At 48.9% G+C, this 4,090-nt stretch carries 3 protein-coding genes; all 3 read left to right on the top strand.

Going from position 1 to position 4,090, the window contains the following annotated elements:
* Nucleotides 1-183 precede the first annotated feature (183 nt).
* The gene (locus F6K20_RS27250) at nt 184-306 is read left to right on the top strand and encodes a hypothetical protein (protein ID WP_287296733.1); all 123 of its coding nucleotides are present in this window, start codon (nt 184-186) and stop codon (nt 304-306) included.
* Between the two features lie 695 nt (nt 307-1,001).
* Nucleotides 1,002-2,285 carry an RNA-guided endonuclease IscB gene (iscB, locus tag F6K20_RS27245; RefSeq protein WP_008190597.1) on the top strand — a complete coding sequence of 428 codons (1,284 nt, stop codon included), beginning with the start codon at nt 1,002-1,004 and terminating at the stop codon, nt 2,283-2,285.
* 124 nt (nt 2,286-2,409) lie between these two features.
* Nucleotides 2,410-4,090: DNA gyrase/topoisomerase IV subunit A (locus tag F6K20_RS27240; RefSeq protein ID WP_287296731.1), on the top strand; the 1,681-nt coding region annotated here is incomplete at its 3' end.

Raw genomic sequence — 4,090 nt, 5'->3', positions numbered from 1 at the left:
AAGCTGACGCTCCTGGCAAAAGCCAACCCACACTGCATCCAAATTTACATTGTAGTGTCTTGGGGACAGTGGAACGGCTTGCTGGAAGCGAAGCTTCTGGCTGGTTAAGCTTGAGCCTGTTTCTTTAGTCGTGCTTTAGCTAAGCAACACTATCTTAAGGCGGGAAATCGGCTTTGGAACCAGATGCTCAAATTTTATGGTGTAAGCATTCAGCCGTCAGCCGTCAGCCCTCAGCCGTCAGCCCTCAGCCGTCAGCCCTCAGCTAACGTAACTCAGCATTATTCCAATGCTTACCTGTTGTCTTGATGCAAAGCGCGAGTGGGGAGGGGCTGCGTGGGTCACCTGCGTCCGCACCTTGAAAGCCCCGTGGAAACCCCCGCAGGTCGGCGCTCCATCGCTTATTCAAAAGCACCTCAAGTAGCGTGCGCATTAGCTGAAAGCGGAAAGCTGAAAGCGGAAAGCTGAAAGCGGAAAGCTGAAAGCGGAAAGCTGATAGCTGAAAGCTGAAAGCGGAAAGCTGATAGCTGAATACTTAACTTAGGGTGAGCTAGTGTCTGTGTTTTTCTATATGCATCACCTATATGCATCAATAGTCACGCTGGTTAAGCTGGATGCTAGAGCAGATGGAAAGATCAAGGGGACTTGATTAGGTGAAGAAGACATTCTCTTCTCCTTATTTTTCCGATCTTTTCGAGTACCGTAGCCTTAACGAGCGTGCAATTTCCCTATACCCTAAACCCCGATCACCCTGTCAACTACCGCACACTGACCCGATGCGGGTACAGTGTGGGCTTGAATAAAGCCTGTTGACCAGACGGCCTTAAAAATAAGCGCAGCCGTTAGTACCAAGAGTTAAAGTTCGTACCTTGGAATGCGTGCCAGTTCCAAGCTCTACAACCGGGTGATTAAACAGGCCATTCGGGAAAGCCAGTGTGATCCGGAAAGTACCGAGTACTAACACCGTCTAGGCAAACCTTACCAAGAAATTGAGAGGTACAGTAATGTACACTTTTGTTTACGATAAAAACCTCTTTCCTCTAGACCCCTGCCATCCGGCACGGGCAAGAAAATTGCTAAAAAAGGGGCGTGCTAAGGTGTTCAAGCGCTACCCCTTCACCATCGTAGTACTAGACAGGACGGTCGAGGATTCAGTTACCCATCCCTACCGACTCAAAATAGACCCAGGCTCCCAAAAAACCGGCATTGCCATAGTTCAAGAGCAGACCGGACGGGTGACTAATGCCTTCGAGATTGAACACCGAGGGCAGCAGATTAAGAAATCTCTAGACTCTCGTAGAAAGTTAAGACAAAGGCGGCGTAGTCGTAAACTCCGATATCGCAAACCTCGGTTTCTTAACCGGACTCGAAAAGAAGGCTGGCTCCCACCATCTCTTGAAAGTCGGATTGCGAACGTCGAAACCTGGGTCAGGCGGATTCTAAGGGTATGTCCGATCACGGCACTCTCTCAAGAGTTAGTCAGGTTTGATATGCAGAAAATGCAGAACCCCGAAATTAGCGGCGTTGAGTACCAGCGAGGAGAACTATTCGGTTTTGAAGTCAAAGAATATTTACTCGAGAAATGGGGTAGAAAATGCGCTTATTGCAGTACTGATGGTGTTCCTCTTGAAATAGAACACATTCAAGCTTTAAGCCAGGGTGGCTCTAACCGAGTCAGCAACCTGACCCTGGCTTGCCGCCCTTGCAACCAAGCTAAGGGAAATCAGCCGGTGGAGATGTTTCTGCTGAAAAAACCGGACGTGTTAAAGCGGTTATTAACCAAAGCATTAACTCCTTTGAAAGATGCGGCGGCGGTTAATTCAACCCGATGGGAATTGCTCAGGAGACTCAAAGGGTACGGGTTACCTGTGGAAACGGGTACTGGTGGTCAGACTAAATTCAATCGCAAACTCCAGGGGCTTGCTAAAACCCATTGGACAGACGCGGCTTGTGTTGGTACTTCTACACCCGAAAGACTGCTAATTAATCGGCTCAGACCTCTGATTGTCAAAGCCAAAGGTCATGGCAGGCGGCAGCGATGTCGAACCGACCGATATGGCTTTCCTAATGGACATGCTCCCTCACAGAAATTCTTTATGGGGTTTCAAACCGGGGATTTAGTCAAGGCCGATATCCCATTAGGTAAATACGCGGGGCAGTATACCGGACGAATTGCGATTCGCTATAGGCCATCTTTTAAGCTGAGCACTAAGATAAGGAGCTTTGATGTACATCCGAAATATCTAAAAACCATTCAGCGAGCGGACGGCTATCAATACGGACTTTGAATCAACGGACTCGCTACCGCTCGACAAATTTATTGGCGGTAATTCCCCGGGCGCTAACCCTAACGGGTTTAGGCGTCCGCCCCCTTAACGCTTTTTAGGTGGTCAATTCCTTGGAGGATTTTTGATGACAAAACAGCTGAACCTACTGGAAAACAGTAATGTCATTCCCACAGCCCTGCATTTGGAGATGCAACGGTCATATCTTGAATATGCCATGAGTGTGATTGTGGGGCGTGCTTTACCTGATGTCCGTGATGGGCTTAAGCCCGTACATCGACGTATCCTATATGCGATGCACGAATTAGGGTTAACCCCAGATCGACCATACCGCAAATGTGCTCGTGTGGTTGGGGATGTGTTGGGAAAATATCACCCCCACGGTGACCAAGCGGTGTATGAAGCCATGGTGCGTTTAGTCCAAGACTTTTCCACCCGCTATCCCCTCCTTGACGGTCATGGCAATTTTGGTTCGGTGGATAATGATCCACCAGCAGCCATGCGTTACACTGAAACCCGACTTTCTCCCGTGGGCGCTCAAGCCCTATTGTCAGAAATTGGGGAAGCAACCGTTGATTTTATCGACAACTTTGATAGCTCCCAGCAAGAGCCAGTGGTACTCCCGGCACAATTACCGGTGTTGTTGCTCAATGGTTGCTCTGGCATTGCTGTGGGCATGGCCACCAATATTCCTCCTCACAATTTGGCAGAGATAGTAGATGGCTTGATTGCTCTGATTGACCGGCCCAATTTACCAGATGAAAAACTCTGGGAATTAATTCCCGGACCTGATTTTCCCACTGGGGGGGAAATTGTGGCAGCTGAGGGGATTCGGGATGCCTATACTACCGGTCGTGGCAGTATACCGATTCGAGGCATCACCAAGCTTGAAACCATTCAAGTCGGTCGAAAGAAACGGGGGCAGCGTAGGGCAATTGTAGTGAGTGAGTTGCCCTATCAGGTCCATAAGGCCGCCTGGATTGAAAAAGTAGCAGCTTTGGTGAATCAAGGGCGTATAGAAGGGATTAGCGATATCCGAGATGAAAGCGATCGCGAAGGGATGCGGGTGGTGGTGGAACTCAAACGAGATGCTCAGCCATCAGCGGTTCTCCAGCAGTTGTATAAGCAAACTCCCCTGCAAACAAACTTTGGTGCTATCCTGCTGACCTTGGTAGATGGACAACCCCGACAACTTACCCTGCGGCAGTTGTTAGAATCATTTATTAGCTTCCGAGAACAGACTCTAACCCGCCAATATACCTATGAGCAGTCCCAGAAAGAAAGACGTCTTCACCTGGTAGACGGGTTACTGGCTAGCCTCAATCAGCTGGATGCCATGATTGACATTCTCAGAAATGCTCCTGATGGTACCACTGCTAAGCTTTCCCTGCAAAATCAGTTAAACTTAAGTGAAATCCAGGCTGACGCAATTCTGGCCATGCCCATGCGACGGCTAACTGGCTTAGAACGAGAAAAGTTAGAGACCGAGGGTGAGGAACTTTCCCAGCGCCTGGAACAGCTGCACCAATTACTCAATGATCGGCGGGAATTGCTCAAAGCCCTGAAGAAAGATTTGCGATCGCTTAAACGCAAGTACGGTGATCCTCGCCGTACCATAATAAACTCTATTGCTTCCACTGAAAAAAAGCTAGAACAACCGACAGCTGCTCAACCCAGGAGTAAGAAATCTGCTCAACCCCAAAAAACTCCTGATACCCTACCTAATGCTCCCACTGAGCCAGAACAAACACTTCTAGAATTTACCTCTCACGGGTATGTACAGCGGCAAAGTGCCACAACACAGCCAA

This window comes from Moorena sp. SIO2C4 (genome assembly GCF_010672485.1).
GTDB classification, from domain to species: Bacteria; Cyanobacteriota; Cyanobacteriia; order Cyanobacteriales; family Coleofasciculaceae; genus Moorena; species Moorena producens.
The sequence above is the reverse complement of the archived record's forward strand: the minus strand, read 5'-3'. Positions and strand labels throughout refer to the sequence as shown.